The sequence below is a fragment of the Streptomyces sp. AM6-12 genome (genome assembly GCF_044327085.1).
Classification (GTDB): Bacteria; Actinomycetota; Actinomycetes; order Streptomycetales; family Streptomycetaceae; genus Streptomyces.
This window is the reverse complement of the sequence record NZ_JBIQWN010000001.1, coordinates 2,082,258-2,107,330: the sequence shown is the minus strand read 5'-3', so window position 1 is coordinate 2,107,330 and position 25,073 is coordinate 2,082,258. Positions and strand designations below refer to the sequence as shown.

Annotated in this window: 21 protein-coding genes and 2 pseudogenes; 13 read left to right on the top strand and 10 right to left on the bottom strand. The window is 71.6% G+C overall.

Annotated features, from left to right (window positions below; all coding sequences use genetic code 11):
• Window positions 1-35: 35 nt before the first annotated feature.
• Together ACE4Q9_RS09305 and ACE4Q9_RS09300 are read left to right on the top strand one after the other, a co-directional pair.
• A complete protein-coding gene (locus ACE4Q9_RS09305) occupies window positions 36-1,223 on the top strand; it encodes a spermidine/putrescine ABC transporter substrate-binding protein (protein ID WP_397983772.1) in 1,188 nt (395 codons plus the stop codon).
• 9 nt (window positions 1,224-1,232) lie between these two features.
• Complete coding sequence (locus ACE4Q9_RS09300; protein WP_397983771.1) at window positions 1,233-1,688, top strand: hypothetical protein; 456 nt, start codon at window positions 1,233-1,235, stop codon at window positions 1,686-1,688.
• On the opposite strand, the gene ACE4Q9_RS09295 is transcribed toward ACE4Q9_RS09300, so the two are convergent.
• From ACE4Q9_RS09295 to ACE4Q9_RS09275, 5 genes are read right to left on the bottom strand one after another with little or no spacing between them, the layout of a single operon-like run.
• Entirely contained in the window at window positions 1,681-2,550 is an 870-nt protein-coding gene (locus ACE4Q9_RS09295; RefSeq protein WP_397983770.1) for a carbohydrate ABC transporter permease, read from the bottom strand. The genes ACE4Q9_RS09300 and ACE4Q9_RS09295 overlap by 8 nt on opposite strands.
• On the bottom strand, window positions 2,547-3,500 hold the full coding sequence (locus ACE4Q9_RS09290) for a carbohydrate ABC transporter permease (protein WP_397983769.1): 954 nt from the start codon (window positions 3,498-3,500) through the stop codon (window positions 2,547-2,549). Before ACE4Q9_RS09290 ends, ACE4Q9_RS09295 begins: the two co-directional genes overlap by 4 nt.
• A complete protein-coding gene (locus tag ACE4Q9_RS09285; RefSeq protein ID WP_397983768.1) occupies window positions 3,497-4,813 on the bottom strand; it encodes an ABC transporter substrate-binding protein in 1,317 nt (438 codons plus the stop codon). Before ACE4Q9_RS09285 ends, ACE4Q9_RS09290 begins: the two co-directional genes overlap by 4 nt.
• Window positions 4,810-5,787, bottom strand: coding sequence for a GNAT family N-acetyltransferase (locus tag ACE4Q9_RS09280; RefSeq protein ID WP_397983767.1), 978 nt, complete (start codon window positions 5,785-5,787; stop codon window positions 4,810-4,812). The genes ACE4Q9_RS09285 and ACE4Q9_RS09280 overlap by 4 nt, the downstream gene beginning before the upstream one ends.
• Before the next feature lie 30 nt (window positions 5,788-5,817).
• Complete coding sequence (locus tag ACE4Q9_RS09275; RefSeq protein WP_397987161.1) at window positions 5,818-6,141, bottom strand: hypothetical protein; 324 nt, start codon at window positions 6,139-6,141, stop codon at window positions 5,818-5,820.
• Window positions 6,142-6,387: 246 nt separating this feature from the next.
• On the opposite strand from ACE4Q9_RS09275, the pseudogene ACE4Q9_RS09270 reads away from it, so the two are divergent.
• Window positions 6,388-6,623 (top strand): annotated as a pseudogene (locus ACE4Q9_RS09270) (hypothetical protein); the annotation flags it as partial.
• A gap of 24 nt (window positions 6,624-6,647) precedes the next feature.
• Here ACE4Q9_RS09270 and ACE4Q9_RS09265 read toward each other — a convergent pair.
• A complete protein-coding gene (locus tag ACE4Q9_RS09265) occupies window positions 6,648-7,331 on the bottom strand; it encodes a glycerophosphodiester phosphodiesterase (RefSeq protein ID WP_397983766.1) in 684 nt (227 codons plus the stop codon).
• A 20-nt stretch (window positions 7,332-7,351) separates the two neighbouring features.
• Window positions 7,352-8,496: pseudogene (locus ACE4Q9_RS09260) on the bottom strand (adenosine deaminase).
• Window positions 8,497-8,821: 325 nt separating this feature from the next.
• On the opposite strand from ACE4Q9_RS09260, the gene ACE4Q9_RS09255 reads away from it, so the two are divergent.
• Entirely contained in the window at window positions 8,822-9,562 is a 741-nt protein-coding gene (locus ACE4Q9_RS09255) for a DUF4190 domain-containing protein (protein WP_397983765.1), read from the top strand.
• A 197-nt stretch (window positions 9,563-9,759) separates the two neighbouring features.
• Here ACE4Q9_RS09255 and ACE4Q9_RS09250 read toward each other — a convergent pair whose 3' ends face one another.
• Window positions 9,760-10,317 carry an NADAR family protein gene (locus ACE4Q9_RS09250; protein WP_397983764.1) on the bottom strand — a complete coding sequence of 186 codons (558 nt, stop codon included), beginning with the start codon at window positions 10,315-10,317 and terminating at the stop codon, window positions 9,760-9,762.
• A 209-nt stretch (window positions 10,318-10,526) separates the two neighbouring features.
• On the opposite strand from ACE4Q9_RS09250, the gene ACE4Q9_RS09245 reads away from it, so the two are divergent.
• The 8 genes from ACE4Q9_RS09245 (at window position 10,527) to ACE4Q9_RS09210 (ending at window position 20,269) form a co-directional block, all read left to right on the top strand.
• Window positions 10,527-12,062, top strand: coding sequence for a gamma-aminobutyraldehyde dehydrogenase (locus ACE4Q9_RS09245; RefSeq protein ID WP_397983763.1), 1,536 nt, complete (start codon window positions 10,527-10,529; stop codon window positions 12,060-12,062).
• 106 nt (window positions 12,063-12,168) lie between these two features.
• Window positions 12,169-13,416: a PotD/PotF family extracellular solute-binding protein gene (locus ACE4Q9_RS09240; protein WP_397983762.1), complete on the top strand. Its 1,248-nt coding sequence runs from the start codon at window positions 12,169-12,171 to the stop codon at window positions 13,414-13,416.
• Window positions 13,417-13,424: 8 nt separating this feature from the next.
• Window positions 13,425-14,570 (top strand): ABC transporter ATP-binding protein, encoded by a 1,146-nt coding sequence (locus ACE4Q9_RS09235; protein WP_397987160.1) that lies wholly within the window; start codon window positions 13,425-13,427, stop codon window positions 14,568-14,570.
• Window positions 14,570-15,499 carry an ABC transporter permease gene (locus tag ACE4Q9_RS09230; RefSeq protein ID WP_397983761.1) on the top strand — a complete coding sequence of 310 codons (930 nt, stop codon included), beginning with the start codon at window positions 14,570-14,572 and terminating at the stop codon, window positions 15,497-15,499. The genes ACE4Q9_RS09235 and ACE4Q9_RS09230 overlap by 1 nt, the downstream gene beginning before the upstream one ends.
• Window positions 15,500-16,300 carry an ABC transporter permease gene (locus ACE4Q9_RS09225; protein WP_397983760.1) on the top strand — a complete coding sequence of 267 codons (801 nt, stop codon included), beginning with the start codon at window positions 15,500-15,502 and terminating at the stop codon, window positions 16,298-16,300.
• 55 nt (window positions 16,301-16,355) lie between these two features.
• On the top strand, window positions 16,356-17,786 hold the full coding sequence (locus ACE4Q9_RS09220; RefSeq protein WP_397983759.1) for an NAD(P)/FAD-dependent oxidoreductase: 1,431 nt from the start codon (window positions 16,356-16,358) through the stop codon (window positions 17,784-17,786).
• Window positions 17,787-17,910: 124 nt separating this feature from the next.
• Window positions 17,911-18,369 carry a hypothetical protein gene (locus ACE4Q9_RS09215; RefSeq protein ID WP_397983758.1) on the top strand — a complete coding sequence of 153 codons (459 nt, stop codon included), beginning with the start codon at window positions 17,911-17,913 and terminating at the stop codon, window positions 18,367-18,369.
• 85 nt (window positions 18,370-18,454) lie between these two features.
• Window positions 18,455-20,269, top strand: a complete 1,815-nt coding sequence (locus ACE4Q9_RS09210; protein WP_397983757.1) for a chitinase — start codon at window positions 18,455-18,457, stop codon at window positions 20,267-20,269.
• Here ACE4Q9_RS09210 and ACE4Q9_RS09205 read toward each other — a convergent pair.
• Window positions 20,208-20,882, bottom strand: a complete 675-nt coding sequence (locus ACE4Q9_RS09205; protein ID WP_397983756.1) for a phosphatase PAP2 family protein — start codon at window positions 20,880-20,882, stop codon at window positions 20,208-20,210. The genes ACE4Q9_RS09210 and ACE4Q9_RS09205 overlap by 62 nt on opposite strands.
• A gap of 411 nt (window positions 20,883-21,293) precedes the next feature.
• Window positions 21,294-22,628, bottom strand: coding sequence for a 4-aminobutyrate--2-oxoglutarate transaminase (gabT, locus tag ACE4Q9_RS09200; protein WP_397983755.1), 1,335 nt, complete (start codon window positions 22,626-22,628; stop codon window positions 21,294-21,296).
• Window positions 22,629-22,875: 247 nt separating this feature from the next.
• Between gabT and ACE4Q9_RS09195 the strand changes: the two genes are divergently transcribed.
• The gene (locus tag ACE4Q9_RS09195; protein WP_397983754.1) at window positions 22,876-25,002 is read left to right on the top strand and encodes an ATP-binding protein; all 2,127 of its coding nucleotides are present in this window, start codon (window positions 22,876-22,878) and stop codon (window positions 25,000-25,002) included.
• Window positions 25,003-25,073: the final 71 nt, after the last annotated feature.

The following is a 25,073-nucleotide window of genomic DNA, read 5'->3' as shown; positions in this document are numbered from 1 at the left end:
TGTGCGTCCGGACGAGTCGGCGGCATCCTTCCGGGGTGCCCCAGACTTCTTCGCGTACGTCCCTCTCCCGCCGTTCCCTGCTGCGCGCGCTCGGCGGCACCGCCGCGCTCGGCGCGCTGGCCGGCTGTGGAGTGCCCGCCGCCTACGTCCGGCCGGGCGACCGCTCGGTGAGCGACGAGTCCGCCGATCACCGGCTGACCTGGGCGAACTGGCCGCTCTACATCGACACCGACGACAAGAACCCGAACCGCAGGCCCACCCTGGAGGCGTTCGAGAAGCGCACCGGGATACGGGTGGAGTACGTCGAGGAGATCAACGACAACGACGAGTTCTTCGGCAAGATCAGCCCCGCGCTGATGAACCACCAGTCCACCGGCCGCGACCTGATCGTCATCAGCGACTGGATGTGCGCCCGGTTCGTACGGCTGGGCTGGGTGCAGCAGATGGACCGCGCGCACCAGCCGAACGTGGCGAAGTACCTCGACCCATTGCTGCGCACGCCCGCCTTCGACAAGGGCCGCCGGTTCACCGTGCCCTGGCAGTCCGGCATCACCGGCATCGCCTACAACCGCAAGAAGCTCGGCCGTGAGATCCGCGCGGTCAAGGACCTGTGGGCGCCCGACCTCAAGGGCCGGGTCACCCTGCTGTCCGGCCTGGACGAGTCCTTCGCGCTGCTGATGCAGGGCAACGGCGTGGACATCACCCGCTGGACCGCGCACGACTTCCACACCATGTGCGACGAGGTGGAACGGCAGGTCCGGCGGGGCCAGATCCGCCGCTTCACCGGCAACGACTACACCAAGGACCTGGTCAGCGGCGATGTGCTGGCCTGTCAGGCGTACTCGGGTGACGTCATCCAGCTCCAGGCGGACAACCCCGACATCCGCTTCGTCGTCCCCGAGGAGGGCGCCGAGCTGTGGTCGGACTCCCTGATGATCCCCGACCGCGCCGCGCACAAGGCCAACGCCGAGCGCCTGATCGACTACTACTACCAGCCCGAGGTCGCCGCGAAGCTGGCCACCTGGGTCAACTACGTCTGTCCGGTCCCGGCCGCCAAGGAGGTCCTCGCGGACTCCTCCGACAAGGACACCGCGGCGCTCGCCGGCAACCCGCTGATCTTCCCCGACTCCACGATGCGCTCCCGCCTCGCCATCGCCCGCGACATCACCTCCACGGAACGAGTGGAGTTCGCCCGGCGCTGGAACCGGATCGTGGGCCTGTGAAGGACGCTGATGCAGCACGTCACCGCAGTCTGGCAGAACCACGGGTTCTTCGTGGATCCCAGGGCGTACCTGGAGGAACTACCGAGGATCCGCGACGAGTTGCCGCCCGGCGCGCGGAACTTCGCCTGTGATCCGGGGCATTACGACATTCCCGGCGCCACGCGCTGTGTGAAGGACCTGGAGCTGTCCGGGATCCACCTCGCCACCGACAAGAGCGGCGAGCTGGTGCTGGAGTTCGCGCCCAACCGGTGGAAGCACGAGGCGGGGCTGCGCATCGTCTACTCGGGTGTACGGCACTTCGCCGTCGACCACCACCGCTCTCTCGACTGGCTGCTCGTCGACACCGTGCTGCTGGACGAGATCCTCCCGGACTCGGACGGCGGCTGCACGCACGAGATCGCGCTCACCGACGCCTCGATCACCGTCCGCTGCGCGGATCTGGACGCGCGCTGGGACCTCACTTGAGGCCGCTGAGCATCACCCCGCGGATGTAGTGCTTCTGGAGCAGGAGGAAGAGGGCGAGGACCGGGAGGACGCTCAGGACGAGACCGGCCATCACGACCGGCATGGTGCGGGTGGGATCGACGTAGTCCTGGAGGAGCTGGATGCCCACCGGCAGGGTCATCACGCCCGGATTCGCGGTGGAGATCAGCAGGGCCCAGATGTACTCGTTCCAGGCGTCCACGAAGGTCAGCAGGGCGAGGGTGACGAGGACCGGCTTGGTCTGGGGCAGGACGACGCGCCACCAGAGGGTGAACTCGCCCGCGCCGTCGAGGCGGGCGGCCTCCAGGATCTCGTCCGGGATGGAGAGCATGAACTGGCGCACCAGGAAGATCCCGAAGCCGTTGACGAGGAACGGCATCGCGAGCGCCACGATGCTGACGGTCAGCCCCGCCCCGCCCTGCCCCAGCAGGTCGTTGCCGCCCGCCAGCGGCCAGTGCACCAGGATCAGGAAGTGCGGGATGAAGAAGAGGAACGGCGGGAACATCATCGTCGCCAGCACCAGCCGGAAGACGAAGTCCCGCCCTGGGAACCGGAGTTTGGCCAGCGCGTAACCGGCGAGCGACGAGGTGAGCAGCACCGAGCCGGTGATCAGCGCCGTCGCGGTGACGCTGTTGCGGAACAGCACCGGCAGATCCAACTGGTCCAGCGCCGCACGGTAGTTGCCGAAGCCGAACCCCTTCGGCAGGAAGCGGTACGGCAGCTTCCCCGACTCACCCGGCCCCTTGAAGGACGTCATCACCATGTCGAGGAACGGCACCACCATGAGCACGGCACCGGTCACGACCAGGAGGTACGACACCCACGGCGGGCGGCGGCCTCTCACGCGTCCTCCCCGCTGCGCCGGAACAGCCACAACTGCGCCAGCGTGATCACCAGCACCACCAGGAACAGTACGAACGCCGCCGCGCTCGCCGTACCCCAGTCGCCGTACGAGAAGGCCTGCCGGTACATCTCCAGCGCCGCCACCGCCGTCGCGTCGCCGGGGCCGCCCTTGGTCATCACCGTGATCAGCGCGAACGACTGGAGCCCGGTGAGGAATTGGGTGACGCACACGAACAGCAGCGACGGCCGCAGCAGCGGCAGCGTGATCTTCCAGAAGGTCGTGCCGGGCCCGGCCCCGTCCAGCGCCGCCGCCTCGTAGTACGAGCGCGGGATCGACTTCAGCCCCGCCGTCAGGACGAGGATCGCCGACCCCGCCGAGGCCCACGCCTGTACGACGACCACCGCGGGCAGCGCCGTGCGCGGGTCCTGGAGGAAGGCGACCGAGCCGAACCCCAGGGCGTTGAGGACGCCGTCGACGAGACCGCCCGGCTCGTACATGTACTTCCACACATTGCCGACGGCGACCACGGTCGTCACCATCGGCAGGAAGTACAGCGTCCGCCACAGCCCCTGGAACCGCAGCCGGTCGATACAGGTGGCGACGAGCACCGAGCCCGCGAGCGCGATGACCACCGTGCCCAGCGCGAACAGCACCGTGTTGGTGAGGACCGGCGTGAGGAACGTCGAGCCGGCCGCGAACAGCCCCGTGAAGTTGGCCAGGCCGACCGGCCGGATGTCCCCGAGGTCGAAGCCGGACCAGCGCGACACCGACAGCAGCAGGGCGAAGGCGAGCGGCAGGACGAGGAAGGCCGCGAAGAACAGCAGGACCGGGGCGAGGAAGAGATAGCCGACCACCGTCTGGCGGCGCCGGGCGCGGGCCGCGAGGCCGGCCCCCGGCAGCAGGGCGCGGGCGGCGGGAGGCCCGGCCCGCTCCGGCGCGAGCGTGTTCACCACAGGCGCGACACCTCCCGATCGACCTGCCGGCGCGTGCTGCGCAGCGCCTCCCCGACCGACTGCTGACCGGTCCACAGCGCCTCGATGTTCGCCCGCAGCAGCGACTTGGCCTGCTGTGCGCCCGGCATGTTCGGCTCCGGCACCGCGTACGCCAGCGCGTCCAGGAACGGCCGCAGATTCCGGTCCCCGCCCCTGCCGAGCAGCGCCCGCATGTCGTCGGCCCGACCGGTGAGCGAGCCCACCGAGACCTGGAGGGCGCTCATGCGGGTCACGCCCCGCGCGCCCGTCCGCTCCGCGTTGAGCCAGCGCAGGAACTCCCATGCCTCGCGCGGGAACCGGCTGGCCGCGTTGACCCCGAGCAGGAACCCGGTGCCGAGCGTGGCGGGCTTCCGGCCGGCCTCGGGGACGGGCACGGGGGCGACGCCGACCTCCCGGTACCCCGCGCCCATCAGCGGTTTCAGGCTACCGGTCCACCAGCCCGCGCCGATCACCATGGCCACCTGACCGGCGGGGAACGCCTGGTAGACGTTGACGCCGGGCGCGCTCGCCCCCCGGCTCACCAGGCGGTGCTCCAGCTCGAACACCGCCTGCCCGGCCGGCGAGTCGATCGCGGTGCTCCGGCCGTCCGCGGCGACGAACGTGCCCCCGGCCGCGCTGAGCAGGGCGAGGGTCTGGCCGACGGTGGTGGAGTCGTCGTACAGCGAGAGGCCGAACCCCTGCACCAGTGTGTTGCCGTACCGGTCCCGGCGTGTGGTGCGCTCGGCGGCCTCGGTCAACTCGGGCCAGGTGCGCGGTGGTCGGTCGATTCCGGCGGCGCGCAGCAGCCGGGCGTTGTAGTAGAGGGCGTACGTCTGCGCCTCGGTGGGATAGCCGTAGACGCGCCCCCCGTACGACGCGGCGCCGACCGCGGCCGTGCTGTAGCCGCGCCGGATCTGAGCCGCGTGCTCGGGCGGGGCGGGCCGCAGCACACCGGCCCGGACGAGCTGGCCGGTCCACAGGCAGTACGGCTGGATGATGTCGGCGCCCTGGCCGGCCGCCTGCCGGACCATGACCGTGGTCAGCAGATCGGTGCACTCCACCGCTCTCGCCCGGACCTTGACCCGGTCGTGCGTGGCGTTCCACTCGTCCACCGGCTCCTGGAGTGCCGTCTTCAGGACCCCGCTGGAGTAGTGCGTGAGCAGGGTGAGGACGATCGGGTCGCCGGGGTGGCCGGTGCCCCGGCGGGGTGCGGCGCAGCCCGCGGTGAGCAGGGCGGAGGGCAGCGCGAGGGCGAAGTGCCGCCGGTTCAGGCCGGGTCGGGGCCGCGTCACCGGGCGGCCTCCCGGCGCAGCACCCGGAACCTCCGGGTCGTGCTGAAGCCGGCGTCGCGGTAGAGGTGGCCCGCCGGTGACCGCTCGCCGGTCCACAGGAACCACGCCCCGTGCGCGCCGTGCGCCCGCATCCGGGCCAGGACCAGGTGGAGCAGGACCTTGCCGAGCCCGGTGCCGCGCATCTCCGCCAGCACCCCGAACGGGCCGAACCGCTCCAGCGCCGACTCGTACGCCCCGTGCATCGCCCAGCCCACCAGCCGCCCTCCGGGCTCCCGGACGACGACGATCCGGTCCGGCGGGGCCCCGCCCGCCAGGCATTCCCGGATCGCCCGCGCCCAGTCCCGGCTGAAGCGGCTCCCGGCGAGCGCGATCAGCTCCACCAGGTCGTCGTCGGCCGGAGTGCCGAACCGGTAACCCAGCGAGGCCAGTTCGTCCCGGCGGCGGGCGACGGCGTCCGGCATCCGGTGGCCGACGAGCGAGCGGTCCATCGCCGCGGCCTCGTACAGCGTCCGGAACCCGAGCGAGTCGAGGAGCTTCGCCGCCTCCGGGTAGGTCTCGGCGTCCAGGCCGGGGAGCAGGTAGTTCGGGGTGTACGAGGAGAAGTCCACGGTGGTACGGCCGTGCGCGCCCAGCCAGTCGAGGGAGTCGGTCAGCAGCCGGCGGCCGAGGCCCTGCCCGCGGGCGGCCGGGTCGACGAAGAAGAACGGGATCCAGCCCTGCTCCGGCTCCAGGTCGGTGCCGTGGACCGGGGTCAGCCGGCGCACCGCGTAGGCGGCGCCGACGACCCGGCCACCGGCCACGGCGACCCGCAGTCCCGCGGGGTCGAAGTTGGCGTCGAGCAGGACGAGGGTGCGGAAGCGGTCGGGGGCGATCGGATCCGCCGGGGCACCGCGGCACCAGGCGGCCACCAGCGACGGCCCGTCACCTGGCCGGAACCCCCGGATCTCCGTACCGGTCACCGGAGTTGCTGTCATCGACGGGTCCGTCCTTCCCGGCGGCGCGGCTCAGGGATACAGCAGTACGCCGTCGCCCGCCCGGGCGGCCGGTGGTGTGGGCGGGAGCAGGTCGATGACATACGCGCCGTCCGCGCGGTGCCAGGCGAAGTCGTCCGGGTAGCGGCGGCGGAGGGTGGCGAGCATGGCGGCGGTGGTGCGCACGGGCCGGAACGCGGCTTGGTCGGCGACACGGAGCCGCACCGCGCGCAGGGGCCGCCCGGCGTGCTTGCGGAAGGTCGGGATCTGGCGCAGTTCACGGAAGTTGCTTCCGGGCAGGGCGAGTTCGGTGAGCGCGGGTGTGCGGCGGGCGTCGGGGCAGGGGGCGCCGACGATCTCGAAGAGCGGTCAGACGCGGCCCGGCCGCCCCCGGCGAGTCCGGACGCCGCGCACAGGCGCGCGAGCCCGGTCTCCACCGTGCCACGTCCGTCCGCGCTCATCCCTCGCCCCGTCTGCCGGTCACCTCTCGAAACGGTCGTCCGAAATGTACAGGCATGTGGGGGAGTGCGGCGTGATTGACGGCACCGCCCCCTCGCCCCCACCATGTTTTGAACGCGTTCAACTCAGGCGTAGGCTCTGCCCATGAGTGACAGAGCCGCCCTCCTGAAGGGCATTCGCGGCTGGCTGGTCTTCTTCGTGGTGTGCCTGGTGCTGAGCGGGGCCACGGCCTTTCCGCTGGTGCACGAACTGCGCTGGACACAAAGCGGGTTGCGGGCGGTGGGGGTGCCGGAATGGCTGCCGGGCTGGCGGGCTGGACCGGACGGGTGCGGGACGGGCTCGACGCCGTCGACGCGAAGTACCCGTTCGTCCTCTACGGTCGGGGGAGTTGCCGGGACGTCTCGCTAGCGGGAGCGCAGGTCGTGCAGGACGTCGATGCGGTTCGTGGTGATCGAGTCGACGCCCAGCTCCATCAGCCGGCGCAGCGAGCGCCGGGTGTCCGGTGTCCACACGGAGACGAGCCGGCCGTCCCGGTGCACACGGGCGACCAGGTCCCGGTCGACCAGGGAGAAGCGGTAGTTGAGCCAGCGGGGGTTGATCGCGGCGAGCAGCGCGGGGCGGGGCGGGGCCAGCGTGGTCCAGGTCAGCGCGATCTCCGCGGCCGGGTCGGCGGCGCGCACGGTGAGCATCGTCTCCGCGCCCGCGCTGTAGTACACCCGGTCCCCGGCCCCGCTCTGCCGGACCACGTCCAGGATCCGCTCCATCGTCCGCCGCGTCACCCGCCCGCACAGGTCCACCATCACCCGGCCGTCACCGGTCGCGGCGAGCGCCTCGGCCAGCGTCGGCACCCCGCCGCCGGTGAGCCCGCGCACCTCCTCGGCGGACAGCGCGCTCAGCGGCCGCCCCACCTCCCACAGCCGTTCGAGCGTGTCGTCGTGCAGCAGCACGGGCACGCCGTCGCGGGTGAGCCGGACATCGAGCTCGACGGCGTCCGCGCCCCGGTCGAGACCGGAGCGCAGCGAGTCGAGGGTGTTCTCACGGAAGCGGTAGGGGTCGCCGCGGTGGGCCACGGCGGTCACGGTCTGCATGGCCCCCATTGTGGTGCGCCTCAGCCCGCGAGCCGGGCGGCGGTGTACGTGTCGATCTCCGCCGTGAGCCGTGCCTTGCCCGCCGCGTCCAGGAAGGACGCCTCGACCGCGTTCTTGGCGAGGTCCACGACACCGCGCTCGTCCAGGTCGAGGAGGCGAGCGGCCACCGCGTACTCGTTGTTGAGGTCGGTGCCGAACATCGGCGGGTCGTCGGAGTTGACCGTGATCAGCACCCCGGCCTCGGCGAACTGCCGGATCGGGTGCTCGTCCAGGGTGCGCACCGCGCGGGTGGCGATGTTGGAGGTCGGGCAGACCTCCAGCGGGATGCGCCGCTCGGCGAGGTGCGCGAGCAGCGCCGGGTCCTGCGCGGAGCTGGTGCCGTGCCCGATGCGCTCGGCGCCCAGCTCGTTCAGCGCGTCCCACACCGACTGCGGTCCGGTGGTCTCGCCGGAGTGCGGGACCGAGCGCAGACCGGCCGCGATGGCCTGGTCGAAGAACGGCTTGAACTGCGGGCGGGGCACGCCGATCTCGGGGCCGCCCAGCCCGAACGACACCAGGCCCTCCGGGCGGATCCGGTCGTCGGTGGCGAGCCGTACCGTCTCCTCTGCCGACTGCAAGCCGGCCTCACCGGGGATGTCGAAGCACCAGCGCAGCACGGTGCCGAACTCGGCCTCCGCGCTCTTGCGGGCGTCCTCGATCGCCTCCATGAAGGCGCGCTCGTCTATGCCGCGCCGGGTGGAGGAGAACGGGGTGAGGGTCAGCTCGGCGTAGCGCACCTGCTGGCGGGCCAGGTCGCGGGCCACCTCGTAGGTGAGCAGCCGGACGTCCTCCGGGGTGCGGATCAGGTCCACCACCGACAGGTACACCTCGATGAAGTGCGCGAAGTCGGTGAAGGTGAAGTACTCGGCGAGGGCCTCGGGATCGCTGGGGACCCTGGAGTCGCGGTGCCGGGCGGCCAGCTCGGAGACGATGCGGGGGGAGGCGGAGCCCACGTGGTGCACGTGCAGTTCGGCCTTGGGCAGTCCGGCGATGAACGCGCGCAGATCGCGGTCGGCGTGCCCGGCGGCCGGTACGGAACTGTCGGACAAGGGGTCCTCCCCGAGGCAGGGCGCCGACGGGCCCTTACGGGCGCGGCGCGGGTGATCGGCTGATCGTCAGAGGCCATCGTAGGCGGGCGGGCGAGGGGAGGGGGCGAGGCGGAGTGAGGGGAGCGAGGGGCGAGGGGGCGGCCGGGAGCCGAGGAGGCGGCGCGAGCGGTTCGGCCACGGGGAAGGCGGCGGGAACCGTACGGCCGTGGCGACCCCGGCGTCAGGAGGCCCGGTGTCAGCAGGTCCGGGGCCAGGACGCCGGTGTCAGGAAGCCCGGTGTCAGTGCGGAGGACCGGCTGGTCGGGGCGGTCGGCGACGGTGCCGGGGCGGTGGGACCGGCCGGCCGGGGTGGGGCGGGAAGGCCGTAGCATGGCGGGACGAACGACCAAGGGGGAAGTACCCGTGTCAGACGGAACGCAGTCGAGTGGGGCGGCCGGCGGCGGCCACGACCCGTGGGCGCCACCCGAGCAGGGGCTGTCGCTGAACAAGGACCAGCCCGCCGCGCCGGGTGCGGGGCAGCCCCCGGTCCAGCCGCCGTCCGTGCACGACCAGGCCACCGTGACCGACCTGCCGACCGGTGGGTACGCCCAGCCCAACTTCGCGCCGCCGGCCCCGCCCGCCCAGGGCTTCGGCGCCCCCACCCCGCCCGCGTTCGGCGCCCCCGGCACGGGTGAGCCGGTGCCGCCCCCGCCGATCGCGCCCACCGGCCCCGGTGTACCCCCGGCGTCCGCGCCGCCCGCCGGCGGCTACGGCTACCCCGGCTACCCCGGCTACCCGGCCGCCGGGAGCTACGGCTGGACGGGCATGCCGATGGCACCGCAGAACGGCATGGGCACCGCGGCGATGGTGCTCGGCATCCTGTCGATCTGCCTGTTCTGCCTGTACGGCGTCCTCTCGGTGGTGCTGGGCATCCTCGCGGTGGTCTTCGGCGTCAAGGGGCGGCGCCGGGTCGAGCGCGGCGAGGCCACGAACCAGGGGCAGGCCCAGGCTGGTCTGGTCATGGGCGTCATCGGCATCATCGTCGGCATCGGCATGATCGTGCTGATGATCGTGATCGGTGTCACCGCCTTCAACGAGAGCAGGGACACCGATCCGTACTACGGCTCCCTGCACTCCGTCCCGGTGGCGGTGGCGCAGCGCTGATCCCGCGACGGGGCCGCATAGCGCGGGTCCCGTCCCGGAGCGCACGCTCCGGTCGATGCCCGCCGGACCGCAGGACCCGTCCGGCGGGCATCGCCGTACCCGAGCCCCCGGCACCCGAGCCCCGGCGCCTCAAGCCCCCCGGCGTCCCGAGCCCCCGCATCTGCGCCCCCGCCGCCCCGAGCCCCCGGCCCCCGTACCTATCTCCCCGCCAGCTCCGCCCGCGCCTCCATCAGCACGAAGCCCAGCAGGTTCAGGCCCCGCCAGCGGGCCGGATCGTCCGCCGCCTCGTCGTCCGCCGTCAGGCCGATGCCCCACACGCGGTCCACCGGGCTCGCCTCGACCAGCACCCGCTCGCCCGTGCCCAGCAGGAACGCGCGCAGCGCCGGGTCGGCGGCGAACTTGTGGACGCTGCCCTCGACCACGATCCGGAACCGCTCCCGCTCCCATATCGCCTCGTCGAAGCCGCGGACCAGCCGGCCCGCCTTCTTGGCCTGTGCCGGGTGCGCCGCGGCGAGGACATGACGCTCGGCCTCGGCGTCGCCGAACAGCCGGGCCTTGGCGGCCATCATCCAGTGCTCCGCCGTCGCGTACCGCCTGCCGTCGACCACGAAGGGTGAGGGCCACCACTGGCTCAGGCAGCTCGCGCCGATGCGGCCGTCCGGCCGGGGCCGGTGGCCCCAGAAGTGCAGGTACCTGATCCGGGACCCCGCCCGGACCTCGCTGACCAGGGCTTCGAGCCCGTCGATCCTCCCCATGCACGCGAGTCTGGCACGCACCACTGACACTCCGTCCGGCTTTTCCTCGCCCGACTCGACACCTGGTCGACAGATTCCGTCGCGTAACCAAAAGGCAACAACGGAATCACTTGTTGGAGGCTAATAGCTCTGTCAGGATCGGCACTCAAATCGAGCTGGAGCTACGCCACCCACCTCTGGGACGGGGGTGATCGGCGGAGGAGAGCGACATGCACAACCCGGGCACCGCCAGCCAGGAACGATTTCCCGCAGCGGACCGTTTCGCGGAAGGCGCTCAGTACATCGCCGGCCGTCTGACCAAGGGCACCTCGGGGCGTCGCCACGCCGTGGTCGACCCGGCCACCGGCACCGAGGTCCACACCTACGACCTGGCCGGCACCGACGACGTGGACGCGGCCGTCGCCGCCGCCCGCGCGGCCTTTCCGGGCTGGGCGTCGGCCACTCCGGGCGAGCGCTCGGACGCCCTGCACCGCTTCGCCGCCGTGCTCGCCGAGCGCGCCGAGGACTTCGCCCGCGCGGAGTCGCTCCAGTGCGGCAAGCCGCTCAAGCTCAGCCGCGAGTTCGACGTCCCCGGCACCGTCGACAACACCGCCTTCTTCGCGGGCGCCGCCCGCCACCTCCAGGGGCAGTCCGCCGGTGAGTACTCCGGCGACCACACGTCGTACGTCCGGCGCGAGCCGATCGGTGTCGTCGGGTCCATCGCGCCGTGGAACTACCCGCTCCAGATGGCTGCCTGGAAGGTGCTCCCGGCGATCGCCGCGGGCAACACCATCGTGCTCAAGCCCGCCGAGCTGACCCCGCTGACCTCGCTGCTGTTCGCCCAGGCCGCCACCGTCGCGGGCCTGCCGGACGGCGTTATCAACATCGTCACCGGCACCGGCAAGGAGGCCGGTGAGCACTTGGTCGGGCACCCCGATGTGGCCATGACCTCCTTCACCGGCTCCACCGGCGTCGGCAAGCGCGTCGCCGAGGTCGCCACCGCCACCGTCAAGCGGCTCCACCTGGAGCTGGGCGGCAAGGCCCCGTTCGTCGTGTTCGACGACGCCGACCTGGACGCCGCCGTCAACGGGGCCGTGGCCGGCGCGCTCATCAACACCGGCCAGGACTGCACCGCCGCCACCCGCGCCTATGTCCAGCGCCCGCTGTACGAGGCGTTCGTGGAGCGCACCGCCGCCCTGATGGAGACCGTGCGGCTCGGCGACCCGTTCGCCCCCGGCACCGACCTCGGGCCGCTCATCTCGCACGCCCAGCGCGACCGCGTCGCCGGCTTCGTGGACCGCGCCCGCTCCTACGCCCGCGTGGTCACCGGCGGCGAGGCCCCCGGCGGCGACCTGGCCAAGGGCGCCTACTACCGGCCCACCCTCATCGCCGGCGCCGCCCAGGACAGCGAGATCGTCCAGTCCGAGATCTTCGGACCGGTCCTGGTCGTCCTGCCCTTCGACACCGACGACGAGGGCATCCGGCTCGCCAACGACACCCCGTACGGCCTCGCCGCCTCCGCCTGGAGCGGCAGCGTCTACCGGGCCAACCGCGCCACCCGCGACATCAAGGCGGGCTGCGTCTGGATCAACGATCACATCCCGATCATCAGCGAGATGCCGCACGGCGGTTACAAGGCCTCCGGCTTCGGCAAGGACATGTCGATGTACTCCTTCGAGGAATACACGCAGGTCAAGCACGTAATGTTCGACAACACGGCGGTGGTCCGCAAGGACTGGCACCGCACGATCTTCGGGGACCGGTAGGAGCCGCCCCCGGCCGCGGGACCCCCGCCCGCGGTGCGCTCCACCGGGTACGACGCCCGTCCCCTCCACCGGGCACCCCCTCCCCTCCCGAAAGGCCACCACGCGCATGGGAAGTTACGAGCCCGACCGGCCGACGCCGGTCGAATCGGCCGCCGTACGCCGGAGTTTCAGCGGCGGCAGGGCCGCGCCGACCCGCCGTTCGCTGCTGCGCGCCTCCGCCGGGGGCGCCCTCGCGATCGGCGGTCTCGGGACCCTGAGCGCCTGCGGCATCCCCGCCGCGAGCAAGAACCAGGGCGGTGTGTCCGCCGACGACCACTCGGCCAAGGAGAAGGTCGTCAACTTCTCCAACTGGCCCGAGTACATCGACGTGGACGACTCGGGCAAACACCACCCCACGCTCGACGCGTTCGCCAAGCGGACCGGCATCCAGGTCAAGTACACCGAGGACATCAACGACAACGACGAGTTCTTCGGCAAGATCCAGCCGGAACTCGCCGCGGGCCAGGACACCGGCCGCGACCTGATCGTCCTCACCGACTGGCTGGCCGCCCGCATGATCCGGCTCGGTTACGTCCAGAAACTGGACCCGGCCAACCTGCCGCACGCCTTCGCCAACCTCTCGGACCAGTTCCGCGCCCCCGACTGGGACCCCGGCCGCGCCTACTCCTATCCCTGGCAGGGCATCTCCACCGTCATCGCCTTCAACAAGAAGGCGCTCGACGGCGTCGAGGTGAAGTCGGTCTCCGACCTCCTGGACAATCCCAGGCTCAAGGGCCGGGTCAGCTTCCTGACCGAGATGCGCGACACCATCGGCATGGTCCTGCTGGACCTCGGCAAGGACCCGGCGAAGGTCACCGACGACGACTACGACGCGGCCATCGCCCGCCTACAGAAGGCCGTCGACAAGGGCCAGATCCGCCGCTTCACCGGCAACGACTACACCTCCGACCTGGCCAAGGGCGACATCGCCGCCTGCGTCGCCTGGGGCGGCGACATCGTCCAGCTCCAGGCCGACAACCCGGACGTCGGCTACCTCATCCCGGACAGCGGCTACATGACGTCGACCGACAACCTGCTGGTCCCCAACAAGGCGCGCCACAAGACCAACGCCGAGCGGCTGATCGACTACTACTACCAGCCCGAGCCCGCCGCCGAACTCGCCGCCTACGTCAATTACGTGAGCCCCGTTGCGGGAGTCGTTCCCTACCTCGCGAAAATCGACAAGTCGGCCGCGAGCAATCCGCTGATCGTGCCCGACAAGGCCATGCAGGCGAAGTCCCATCCCTTCCGCGCCCTGACGCAGAAGGAAGAGACCGCCTACCAGCAGAAGTTCTCCAAGCTCACAGGGGCGTGACGACCACGATGACGACAGACAACAGCGGCGACGTCCGCCTCTCCGGTATCGGCAAGACCTACGGCGCCTTCACCGCCGTACACCCGCTGGACCTGACCGTGCCCCAGGGCTCCTTCTTCGCCCTGCTCGGCGCCTCCGGCTGCGGGAAGACCACCACCCTGCGCATGATCGCGGGCCTGGAGGAGCCGACCAGCGGCACCGTGCACCTCGGCGACCAGGACGTCACCCACCTGCCGCCGTACAAGAGGCCCGTGAACACGGTCTTCCAGTCCTACGCCCTCTTCCCGCACCTCGACATCTTCGAGAACGTCGCCTTCGGGCTGCGCCGACGTGGCATCAAGAGCGTCAAGAAGCAGGTCGAGGACATGCTGGACCTGGTCCAGCTCGGCGAGCAGGCGCGCAAGAAGCCGCACCAGCTCTCCGGCGGCCAGCAGCAGCGCGTCGCCGTCGCCCGCGCGCTGATCAACCACCCCAAGGTGCTGCTGCTCGACGAGCCGCTCGGCGCCCTCGACCTCAAGCTGCGCCGCCAGATGCAGCTGGAGCTCAAGCGCATCCAGACCGAGGTCGGCATCACCTTCATCCACGTCACGCACGACCAGGAGGAGGCCATGACCATGGCCGACACGGTCGCGGTGATGAACGGCGGCCGCGTCGAACAGCTCGGCGCCCCCACCGACCTGTACGAGAACCCGAAGACGACCTTCGTCGCCAACTTCCTCGGCACCTCCAACCTGATCGAGGCCGAGGTCGACACCAGGAGCGGCGACGACATCGTGCTCAAGGCCGCCGGCGACAAGCTGGTGCTGCCCGCCGCGCGATGCAGCGCGCCCGCCCCGGCCGACGGCAAGGTGCTGGTCGGCATCCGCCCCGAGAAGATCGCGCTCGCCCACGCCGACGACGCGGGCTCCATCCCCGAGGGCCGCAACCGCCTCACCGGCACGATCGCCGACGCCAGCTTCATCGGCGTCTCCACGCAGTACGTCATCGACAGCCCCGCCTGCGCCGAACTCTCGGTCTACGTCCAGAACGTCGAGCGGGACGCCCGTCTGGTCCCCGGCGCCGACGTGGTCCTGCACTGGAGCCCCGCGCACACCTTCGGCCTGGACGCGCACCAGGCCATCGACGCGGGCACCGGGGAAGAGGTCGCCGCCTGATGTCGACGCTCACCGAGGCGCCCCCGCCGCTCGCCCCCGCCGAAGGCGCGGCCAAGCCGCCGCGCAAGCGCGGCCGGTTCACGCCGTACTGGCTGCTGCTGCCCGGCATCCTGTGGCTGGTCGTCTTCTTCGCGCTGCCGCTGGTCTACCAGGCCTCCACGTCCGTGCAGACGGGCTCCCTGGAGGAGGGCTACAAGGTCACCTGGCACTTCGCGACCTACTGGAACGCGCTGTCCGAGTACTGGCCCCAGTTCCTGAGGTCCATCTTCTACGCCGCCGGTGCCACCGTGCTGTGCCTGCTGCTCGGTTACCCGCTGGCCTACCTGATCGCCTTCCGCGCGGGCCGCTGGCGCAACCTGATCATGATCCTGGTGATCGCGCCGTTCTTCACCAGCTTCCTGATCCGCACCCTGGCCTGGAAGACGATCCTCGCCGACAACGGCCCCGTGGTGCACGCGCTGAACTCGCTGCACATCCTGGACCTCACCAACTTCCTCGGCTGGACGGCCGGCGACCGGGTGCTGGCCACCCCGCTCGCGGTGGTGTGCGGACTGACGTACAACTTCCTGCCGTTCATGATCCTGCCGCTGTACACCTCGCTGGAGCGGATCGACGGCCGGCTGCACGAGGCGGCCGGCGACCTGTACGCCAAGCCGTCGACCACCTTCCGCAAGGTGACCTTCCCGCTGTCGATGCCGGGCGTGGTCTCCGGCACCCTGCTGACCTTCATCCCGGCCGCCGGCGACTACGTCAACTCCGAACTTCTCGGCTCCACCGACACCCGCATGATCGGCAATGTGATCCAGACGCAGTTCCTGCGCATCCTGGACTATCCGACGGCGGCGGCCCTCTCCTTCATCCTCATGGCCGCGATCCTGGCCATGGTGACGATCTACATCCGCCGGTCCGGGACGGAGGACCTGGTCTAAATGCCCGTCGTCAACTGGCTCAAGCGCCATCTCGTCGTCATCGCGGGACTTCTCACCCTCGCGTATCTGCTGCTGCCGAACGTCATCGTCACCGTGTTCTCCTTCAACAAACCGAAGGGGCGCTTCAACTACCAGTGGCAGCAGTTCTCGCTGGACGCCTGGAAACAGCCGTGCGGCGTCGCCGACATGTGCAATTCGCTGTCGCTCAGCCTCCAGATCGCCGTCTGGGCGACGCTGGGCGCCACCATCCTCGGCACGATGATCGCCTTCGCGCTGGTCCGCTACCGCTTCCGCGCCCGCGGCGCCATCAACTCGCTGATCTTCCTGCCGATGGCGATGCCCGAGGTCGTCATGGCCGCCTCGCTGCTCACCCTGTTCCTCAACATGGGCGCCCAGCTGGGCTTCTGGACGATCCTGATCGCCCACATCATGTTCTGTCTGAGCTTCGTCGTCACCGCGGTCAAGGCGCGTGTGATGTCGATGGACCCGCGTCTGGAGGAGGCCGCACGGGACCTGTACGCCGGGCCCGCGCAGACCTTCCTGCGGGTCACCCTGCCGATCGCGGCACCCGGAATCGCCGCGGGCGCGCTGCTGTCCTTCGCGCTCTCCTTCGACGATTTCATCATCACCAATTTCAACGCGGGATCGACCGTCACCTTCCCCATGTTCGTCTGGGGCTCGGCGCAGCGCGGAACGCCCGTTCAGATCAATGTGATCGGTACGGCCATGTTCCTGCTCGCCGTGGTGCTGGTGCTGGTGTCGATGCTGATCAACAATCGCCGTAACAGCCAGAAGGCGTAACACCGAAAAGCGCGCAGCCGAAATGCGCGTAAAAGCTCTGTAGGGAGTTGAAATCATGGCCCCAAGCGCCATGAATCGTGGCCGAGACAACTGGATCGCCTCTCTCTCCGAAGCCCAGCCGGTCCCGTACTGGCTGGAAGACCCCGGCAAGCCGGCGCCCGAGCCCGCCCTCACCGGCTCCGAGACCTGCGACCTGCTGGTCGTCGGCGGCGGCTACAGCGGGCTGTGGACCGCGCTCAACGCCAAGGAGCGCGACCCGCGGCGGGACGTGGTCCTGCTGGAAGGCCGCGAGGTGGGCTGGGCCGCCTCCGGCCGCAACGGCGGCTTCTGCGCCGCCTCCCTCACCCACGGCCTGGCCAACGGGCTGACCCGCTGGTCCGACGAGATCCACAAGCTGGAGGAGCTGGGCCGGCGCAACCTGGACGAGATCGAGGCGGCCATCGCCCGGCACGGCATCGACTGCGAGTTCGAGCGCACCGGCGAGATCGACGTCGCCACCGAGACCTACCAGGCCTGGGAGCTGCGCGACTGGCACAAGGAGCTCCAGGAGCAGGGCCTCGCGGACGGGATGGACTTCCTGGACGAGGACGCCGTGCGCGCCGAGGTGAACTCGCCGACCTTCAAGGCGGGCCTGTGGGACCGCCGGGGCGTGGCCATGCTGCATCCGGCGAAGCTCGCCTGGGGCCTGAAGCAGGCGTGCGTCCGGCTCGGGGTGCGGGTGTACGAGCACACGCCCGCGCTCACCCTCAAGCCGTACGGCGCCGGGATGGCCGTCCGCACCCCCTACGGCGCCGTGCGCGCCCGCAAGGTCGCGCTCGGCACCAACATCTTCCCGAGCCTGCTGCGCCGGGTGCGCTCGTACACCGTCCCGGTCTACGACTACGCGCTGATGACCGAGCCGCTGAGCGAGGGGCAGCTCGCGGAGATCGGCTGGCAGGGCCGGCAGGGGCTCGGCGACAGCGCCAACCAGTTCCACTACTTCCGGCTGTCCGCCGACAACCGGATCCTGTGGGGCGGTTACGACGCCATCCACCACTACGGCGGCCGGGTGCGGGCGGAGTACGACGACCGTCCCGAGACCTATGCCAAGCTCGCCGGGCACTTCTTCACCTGCTTCCCGCAGCTGGAGGGCGTCCGCTTCACCCACGCCTGGGGCGGCGCAATCGACACCTGCTCCCGCTTCTCGGCCTTCTTCGGCACCGCCCACCAGGACAAGGTGGCCTACGCGGCGGGCTTCACCGGTCTCGGTGTCGGCGCGACCCGCTTCGGCGCGGACGTGATGCTCGACCTGCTGGACGGGGAGCGCACCGAGCGCACCGAGCTGGAGATGGTGCGCAAGCGGCCGCTGCCGTTCCCGCCCGAGCCGTTCGCCTGGACCGGTATCGCCCTCACCAAGTGGTCGCTGGCCCGCGCGGACGCGCACGGCGGCCGCCGCAACCTGTGGCTGCGCACGATGGACAAGCTGGGCCTCGGGTTCGACAGCTAGTTCGCGTGACCCAGGTCACTCCCTAGGGGTTCCGGAACCCGCGTAATGCTCCGGTACGGCCTCCCTCTCTCCTGCCGAGGCGGCGCGCCCGCGCCGCCCGCAAAGGAGAGCGGGAGGCCTTTCGATGAGCGGGACGAAGACGGCGGTGGAGTGGCTGGCGTCCGTGGCGCCGGACCCGCGGGGGTGCCGCCGGGAGTGGGAGCGCAATCCGCACGGGGTCGCGCTGCTGCCCGCGGGCCGCGCCTGGGACGTGCTGATCCTCCCGGCCCACCTGGGCCATCCGACGCTGGACGTGCTGACCCGGATGCTCGGCCGCCCCGGCCCGGTGCTCGCCGACTTCGGCGACAACCGGGTCGGGTTCTTCGTGCCGCCGGGCACGGCGGAGCGCTGGCTGGGCACCGGGGTGCGCACCGCGGGGAACGGCACCTGGATCGTCGTACCGCATCCGGGCCGGGCGAGCCGGGGGGTGCGCTGGCTGGTGCCGCCGGACGGCTCGGGCACGCTGACCGACGCGGCGCTGCTGGAACTGGCGATGCACGAGGCGGCGGCGCGCCTGGTGCTGGGGCCGGAGGAGGACGAGTAGCGCGCGTGCGTCTTGACACCGGGATTGGTCTGGACCAAATTGAGTGCCGTTCCACCCTCCAACTCCCCCCTGCCCGGAGGCTCTTGTGGACCGCTCCAGCCCCCTGCTCGCCCTGCTCACGGCCGCGGCCCTCGCCGTGCCCGGCCTCACCGCGCTCTCATCGGCCGCCCGCGCGGCCGACGCGGACGTGCTCCAGAACGGCGGATTCGAGTCCGGCCTCTCCGGCTGGAACTGCTCCGCCTCCTCCGGTACGACGGTCGACTCACCGGTGCACAGCGGAAGTTCCGCGCTCCAGGCCACCCCGGCGGGCAGCGACGACGCCCAGTGCGCGCAGACGGTGAGCGTCCAGCCCAACTCCCCGTACACGCTGGCCGGTTACGTCCGGGGCTCGTACGTCTACCTGGGCGCGAGCGGTACCGGCACCACCGACGTCTCCACCTGGACCCAGTCGGCCCCGGACTGGCAGCGGCTGAGCACCACCTTCACCACCGGACCCTCGACCACCAAGGTCACGGTGTACACCCACGGTTGGTACGGCACCGGCGCCTACGACGCCGACGACCTCTCGCTCACCGGCCCCGGCGGCACCGCCCAACCGCCCGCCGTACCCGCCGGGTTGACCGCCTCCTCCGTCACCGCGACCTCCGTCGCCCTGTCCTGGTCCGCGGTGCCCGGCGCCACGGGGTACGCGGTCTACCGCGATGGCGTCAAGGTCCAGTCCGCGAGCGGGACTTCGGCCACCGTCACCGGGCTCACGGCCTCGACGGCGTACAGCTTCCAGGTCACGGCGGTCGACGACGCGGGGGAGTCCGCGAGGTCGGCGGCGGTGGTCGTGACGACGAGCGCCGGCGGGTCGGGCGGCGGCCCGGGCGGCGGGTCCGCCGGTCTCCCGGCGCACGCCCTCGTCGGCTACCTCCACTCCAGCTTCGCCAACGGCTCCGGCTACACCCGGCTCGCGGACGTCCCCGACAGCTGGGACGTCATCGACCTGGCCTTCGCCGAACCCACCTCCCCGACCTCCGGGGACGTCGAGTTCACCCGCTGCCCGGTCACCGACTGCCCGAACGCGGAGAGCGACGCCGACTTCAAGGCGGCGATCAAGGCCAAGCAGGCGGCCGGCAAGAAGGTGCTGATCTCCATCGGCGGCCAGAACGGCCAGGTCCAGCTCACCACCACGGCGGCCCGCGACGCCTTCGTCGCCTCCGTCTCGAAGATCATCGACACCTACGGGCTCGACGGCCTCGACATCGACTTCGAGGGCCACTCCCTGTCCCTGGACACCAGCGACACGGACTTCAAGAACCCCACCACGCCCGTGATCGTCAACCTCATCTCGGCACTGAAGACGCTGAAGGCGAAGTACGGCGCGAAGTTCGTCCTCACCATGGCCCCGGAGACCTTCTTCGTGCAGAACGGCTACCAGTACTACGGCACCGGCAAATGGGGCGGCCAGGACCCGCGCTGCGGCGCCTACCTCCCGGTGATCTACGCCCTGCGCGACGACCTCACCCTGCTGCACGTCCAGGACTACAACTCCGGCCCGATCATGGGCCTGGACAACCAGTACCACTCCATGGGCGGCGCCGACTTCCACATCGCCATGACCGACATGCTCCTCACCGGCTTCCCGGTGGCCGGCGACCCGGACAACGTCTTCCCCCCGCTGCGCCCGGACCAGGTGGCGATCGGCATGCCCGCCTCCACCAACGCGGGCAACGGCTACGTCGCTCCGGCCGAGGTCACCAAGACCCTGGACTGCCTGACGAAGAAGACGAACTGCGGCTCGTACGCCACCCATGGCACCTGGCCGGATCTGCGCGGCCTGATGACCTGGTCGATCAACTGGGACCGCTACTCGGACTGGGAGTTCCAGAAGACGTTCGACGGCTACTTCCGCTGAACCCCGGCAGCGCGCTGAGCGCGGTCAGCAGGACCGCGCTCAGGCACCAGCCGGCCAGCACGTCCAGCGGCCAGTGGTAGCCGTGGCGGACCAGGCCGTACGAGGTGCCGAGGACCAGGGCGGCGCAGAGCGCGCGGGCGGTGCGGCGGGCGGCGCGGGTGCGCAGCCAGGGCAGCAGCAGGAGGGTCGCGCAGCCGTAGGCCACGGCGGCGGTCGCCGTGTGCCCGGAGGGGTAGTAGCCGGTGGCCGGGGGCACGGCGGGGGTCCCCGGCCGGGCGGCCCAGTCCTTGAGCGGCACCACCAGCGCCGGGAGCAGCGCCATCAGGGCGGCGGCCGCGAGGGGCGGCAGCCACCAGCGCGGGTGTCCGGCGGCGCGGCCCCGCCACAGGGCGTACCCGATGGCGGCGACGAGGACCGGGACGGCGACCTGGACGTCGCCGAGGTCGGAGAGAAACTGCGCGAACCCGTCCGGGTGGACCAGGTCCCGGCTGAGCCGGGCGTCCGCGCGCAGCAGCGGGCCGTGGCCGACGACCTGCCAGGTGATCAGCAGGAAGAGGACGGCCGGGACGCCGAGGAGGAGGGCGCGGCGGCCGGGGCGGGCGGGGTGCGACACGGGGGCCAGCTTGGCAGGCGGGCGGGGGAGGGGCCGTACCCGGGGTCGGTACCGGGTCGTGTGCGCGAGCGGGCCCGGAGAAGGAGGCCGGCCGCCCCGGAACAGGGGGGGTGGTCACGGGGCGGCCGTCCGGACCGGAACGTCGCACGCCCCGGGGGGTTTGGGGCGGCGACCGTCCGATCGGTGAGGAGATCCCGGCGTCAGGCGCCGGTTGTGTGCGCGAAGGCACGACCAGGTCGAAGCTGGGGAGGCCCCGGCCTGGGGTCGTCCACGGTCCCCCGTGGACGGGGTGTATCTCTCATCTGGGTAGAACCTACGGCAGGCCGGGGCGCTTGGGCAGACGGATTCCCGTCCCGACATGCACCCCGCACACCTTCTTCACACGGCCTGCCGCAGCCGGATTCCGGGGCCTCAGATGCGGGCCAGCGCCTGCTCCACGACGTCCAGACCCTCGTTCAGCAGGTCCTCGCCGATCACCAGCGGGGGCAGGAAGCGCACCACGTTGCCGTAGGTGCCGCAGGTCAGGACCAGGACGCCCTCGGCGTGGCAGGCCTTGGCCAGCGCGGCGGTGGCCTCGGGGTCGGGCTCCTTGGTGGCGCGGTCCTTGACCAGCTCGATGGCGATCATCGCGCCGCGGCCGCGGACCTCGCCGATGACGTCGAACTTCTCGGCCATGGCGGTGAGGCGGCCCTTCATGACCTCCTCGATGCGCTTGGCCTTCGCGTTGAGGTCCAGCTCCTTCATGGTCTCGATGGCGCCGAGCGCACCGGCGCAGGCAACCGGGTTGCCGCCGTACGTGCCGCCGAGGCCGCCGGCGTGCGCCGCGTCCATGATCTCCGCGCGGCCGGTCACCGCGGCGAGCGGCAGACCACCGGCGATGCCCTTGGCGGTGGTGATCAGGTCCGGGACGATGCCCTCGTCCTCGCAGGCGAACCACTGCCCGGTCCGGCAGAACCCGGACTGGATCTCGTCGGCGACGAAGACGATCCCGTTGTCCGCGGCGAACTGGCGGATCGCGGGCAGGAAGCCCTTGGCCGGCTCGATGAAGCCGCCCTCGCCGAGCACCGGCTCGATGATGATCGCGGCCACGTTGTCCGGGCCGACCTGCTTGGTGATCTGGTCGATGGCCTGCTTGGCGGCCTCCGGACCGGCGTTCTCCGCACCGGTCGGCCAGCGGTAGCCGTAGGCGACCGGGACGCGGTACACCTCGGGCGCGAACGGGCCGAAGCCGTGCTTGTATGGCATGTTCTTCGCCGTCAGCGCCATGGTGAGGTTGGTGCGCCCGTGGTACCCGTGGTCGAACACGACGACGGCCTGCCGCTTGGTGTACGCGCGCGCGATCTTGACGGCGTTCTCGACGGCCTCGGCGCCGGAATTGAACAGCGCGGACTTCTTGGCGTGGTCACCCGGCGTCAGCTCGGCCAGCGCCTCGGCGACGGCCACGTAGCCCTCGTACGGGGTGACCATGAAACAGGTGTGGGTGAAGTCGGCGAGCTGGGCGGAGGCGCGGCGTACGACGGCCTCGGCGGAGGCGCCGACGCTGGTCACGGCGATACCGGAGCCGAAGTCGATCAGGCTGTTGCCGTCCACGTCCTCGATGACACCGCCGCCGGCGCGCGTGACGAAGACCGGCAGCGTGGAGCCCACGCCCTGGGCGACCACGGCGGTGCGGCGGGCCTGAAGCTCCTGCGACTTCGGGCCGGGGATGGCGGTGACGACGCGGCGCTCCTGCGGAAGTGCGGTCATGCGGGGCTCCTGGGGGTATTACGGACGCTTGCCTTCTTTTCTCGCAGGCTAAGACGGGTGCGGACAGGTGGGCATGCTCCATGTGGGCGTTGTGCGGTGCCGCGGTTGTCCGTGGTGGACATAGCGAACGTACGACCGTACGGGCCCCTCGGCGCCCCACCCGGCCCCGCAACCCCCTAACTCCCCTCCGCAGGCACTAGATTGCTCGCTGACGGTGGACGGAACGGCTGGTCAGGGGGCAGGGCGGATGCACAACGACGAAACCCACAACACGCACAAAATCCAACCCGGCCCACTCCCTCACCCGGCACGCCCCTTGGAATCACCAGCACCGCCCCCGAGACCGACGGCCCCACCGGGGGCACCGCCCAGGCCCGACGGCACGGCCTTCCTGACCTGGCTGCGTACACCCCGCCCCGAGGCCTCGCCCGGAGTCTGGCGGTTCGGGCACCGCAGCCGCCCCCGGCAGGAGCCCGAGCGGACCTCCGGCCACCAGCTGATCGGCGGCGCGCTGATTGCCTTCCTCGTGGCCTGGCTGGTGTGGTCCCTGCTGTCGCACGGCTATCTCGGCAGCTGGTGGGTGCTGCCGGTCCGCCTGCTCGCTCCGGACTCCTGGCAGAACAGCGACAGCGCGGTCGCGCAGGCCATCCTGTGGGACGGCTACTCCCTCCTCGTCGTCGTCTTCGTGCTGGTCGTCGTCGGCCGCCTCGGCCGCTGGGGCGAGGTCTGGCGCCGGTACGGTCCGCCCGCCTGGCGGCCCGCCCTGCCGGTGTCCGAGCGTCCGCCGGCCCCCGACCACGACCCCGCCGAGTTCCCCCACCTTCGTGCCGCCGGGGCGCAGGAGGCTGCCGAGCGGCTGGCGCGGGAGGCGAAGGCCGGGCTGATGCGGGACGTGGACCACGCCCGGATCGACCGGGCCTGGCAGGCGGTGCGGTCGGGGCGGCACAGCCTGGCCGCGTTCACCGGAGCCGTGGTGCAGGACGGCTCCGCCGCCTGCGCGCACCCCTCCGGCCAGCGCGACCTGCCCGTCCGCCAGGCGAGGCACGACCTGCTCACCGGCCAGGTCCGGCTCGGCGCCACCGCCGACGACCCCCGCAACCCCTACCACTACCGCGGCACCGGTCTCGGTCTCGGCCCCGACCTGCTCGGCACCTCCCTGCTGGCCGTCGGCCCGGCCGGCTCCGGCAAGACAGGCACCCTGGTTCGGCCGCTCGCCGAGTCGCTGTGCCTGCACGCCCTCGCGGGCCGCGCCTCGGTCGTGGTCGTCGGCGCGGCCGGCGCGGGTCTCGGCCCGGCGGAGTCGTACGACGTCGTGATCCGCGTCGGCCAGCCGGATTCCGCCTACGACCTCGACCTGTACGGCGGCACGACCGACCCCGACGAAGCCGCCGTCATACTGGCCGAGGCCCTCGTCGGCGACCTGGCCGACCCGCATCCGGGCAGCGACAGCCGCCGCTCCACCACCATCCTCGCCCAGTTGCTCGGACCCTTCCGTGCCGTCCACGGCCGCTTCCCCTCCGTGCCCGAGCTGCGCGGTCTCCTCGACGGCGGGGCCGGCCCGCTGAACGCCCTGCGCAAGGCGCTGACGGGCACCAGCCACGAGTCGCTGCTGCGCGAACTGGACGCCAGGGAGCGGCAGATGGCCCACCCCGGCGACATCGGCAGCGTGCTCGCCGACCGGATCGCTCTGCTCGACCGGCCCGCCTTCGCCTCCTTCTTCGACACCTCCGGGAGCACCCGGCCGTTCTCGCTTAAGGCGCTCGACCACCCGGTCCGGGTGCGCATCGACCTGCCGCAGCGGGGCCACGCCGACGCCTCCCGGATCCTGGCGCGGCTGGTGCTCGCCCAGTTCACGGCCGCCGTGGCGGTCCGCGAGGACCGGTCGCTGTTCGCCTGCCTGATTTTGGACGACGCCACCGGTGTCGTCACCCCGGAGGCCGTGCGCGGCATCCAGCGGCTGCGGTCGGCGAACGCCGGCGCGGTGCTCACCCTGCGCACCCTGGACGACGTGCCCCGACCGCTGCGCGGCCCGCTGCTCGGCACCGTCGGCTGCCGGATGGCGCTGTCCGGGCTCACCCCCTGGGACGGGCAGGACTTCGCCGAGGTGTGGGGAAAGGAGTGGACGGAGACGCGGGACGTCACCGACCGACAGATCATCGCCGAGACCCCGGCCGGCAAGGCCGTCCACATGGTGCGCAGGGCCATCACCGGCAAGGCGCCCACCGCCCGCGCCGTCACCGTCCGCCAAGTAGAACGCGAACGCTGGTCCGCCTCCGAGTTGGCGCACGGGGTTCCCGCCGGGCACGCCGTGTTGTCGTTGACCAGTGTGCGGGGGGAGCACGCGCCGCCGTTGCTGGTGGATCTGAGGGGGTGAAGGCGGCGGCGGGGGATCGTACGGTGAGGCAGAATCGAGGGTGGTCGTTGGTACGCGGCGGCCAAGACAGA

Excerpts from the sequence above, each read along its gene's own strand:
- ACE4Q9_RS09300 (WP_397983771.1), top strand. The coding sequence starts at position 1,233 with ATGCAGCACGTCACCGCAGTCTGGCAGAACCACGGGTTCTTCGTGGAT.
- ACE4Q9_RS09280 (WP_397983767.1), bottom strand. The coding sequence starts at position 5,787 with ATGACAGCAACTCCGGTGACCGGTACGGAGATCCGGGGGTTCCGGCCA.
- ACE4Q9_RS09265 (WP_397983766.1), bottom strand. The coding sequence starts at position 7,331 with ATGCAGACCGTGACCGCCGTGGCCCACCGCGGCGACCCCTACCGCTTC.
- ACE4Q9_RS09250 (WP_397983764.1), bottom strand. The coding sequence starts at position 10,317 with ATGGGGAGGATCGACGGGCTCGAAGCCCTGGTCAGCGAGGTCCGGGCG.
- ACE4Q9_RS09245 (WP_397983763.1), top strand. The coding sequence starts at position 10,527 with ATGCACAACCCGGGCACCGCCAGCCAGGAACGATTTCCCGCAGCGGAC.
- ACE4Q9_RS09240 (WP_397983762.1), top strand. The coding sequence starts at position 12,169 with ATGGGAAGTTACGAGCCCGACCGGCCGACGCCGGTCGAATCGGCCGCC.
- ACE4Q9_RS09235 (WP_397987160.1), top strand. The coding sequence starts at position 13,425 with ATGACGACAGACAACAGCGGCGACGTCCGCCTCTCCGGTATCGGCAAG.
- ACE4Q9_RS09230 (WP_397983761.1), top strand. The coding sequence starts at position 14,570 with ATGTCGACGCTCACCGAGGCGCCCCCGCCGCTCGCCCCCGCCGAAGGC.
- ACE4Q9_RS09225 (WP_397983760.1), top strand. The coding sequence starts at position 15,500 with ATGCCCGTCGTCAACTGGCTCAAGCGCCATCTCGTCGTCATCGCGGGA.
- ACE4Q9_RS09220 (WP_397983759.1), top strand. The coding sequence starts at position 16,356 with ATGGCCCCAAGCGCCATGAATCGTGGCCGAGACAACTGGATCGCCTCT.
- ACE4Q9_RS09215 (WP_397983758.1), top strand. The coding sequence starts at position 17,911 with ATGAGCGGGACGAAGACGGCGGTGGAGTGGCTGGCGTCCGTGGCGCCG.
- gabT (WP_397983755.1), bottom strand. The coding sequence starts at position 22,628 with ATGACCGCACTTCCGCAGGAGCGCCGCGTCGTCACCGCCATCCCCGGC.
- ACE4Q9_RS09195 (WP_397983754.1), top strand. The coding sequence starts at position 22,876 with ATGCACAACGACGAAACCCACAACACGCACAAAATCCAACCCGGCCCA.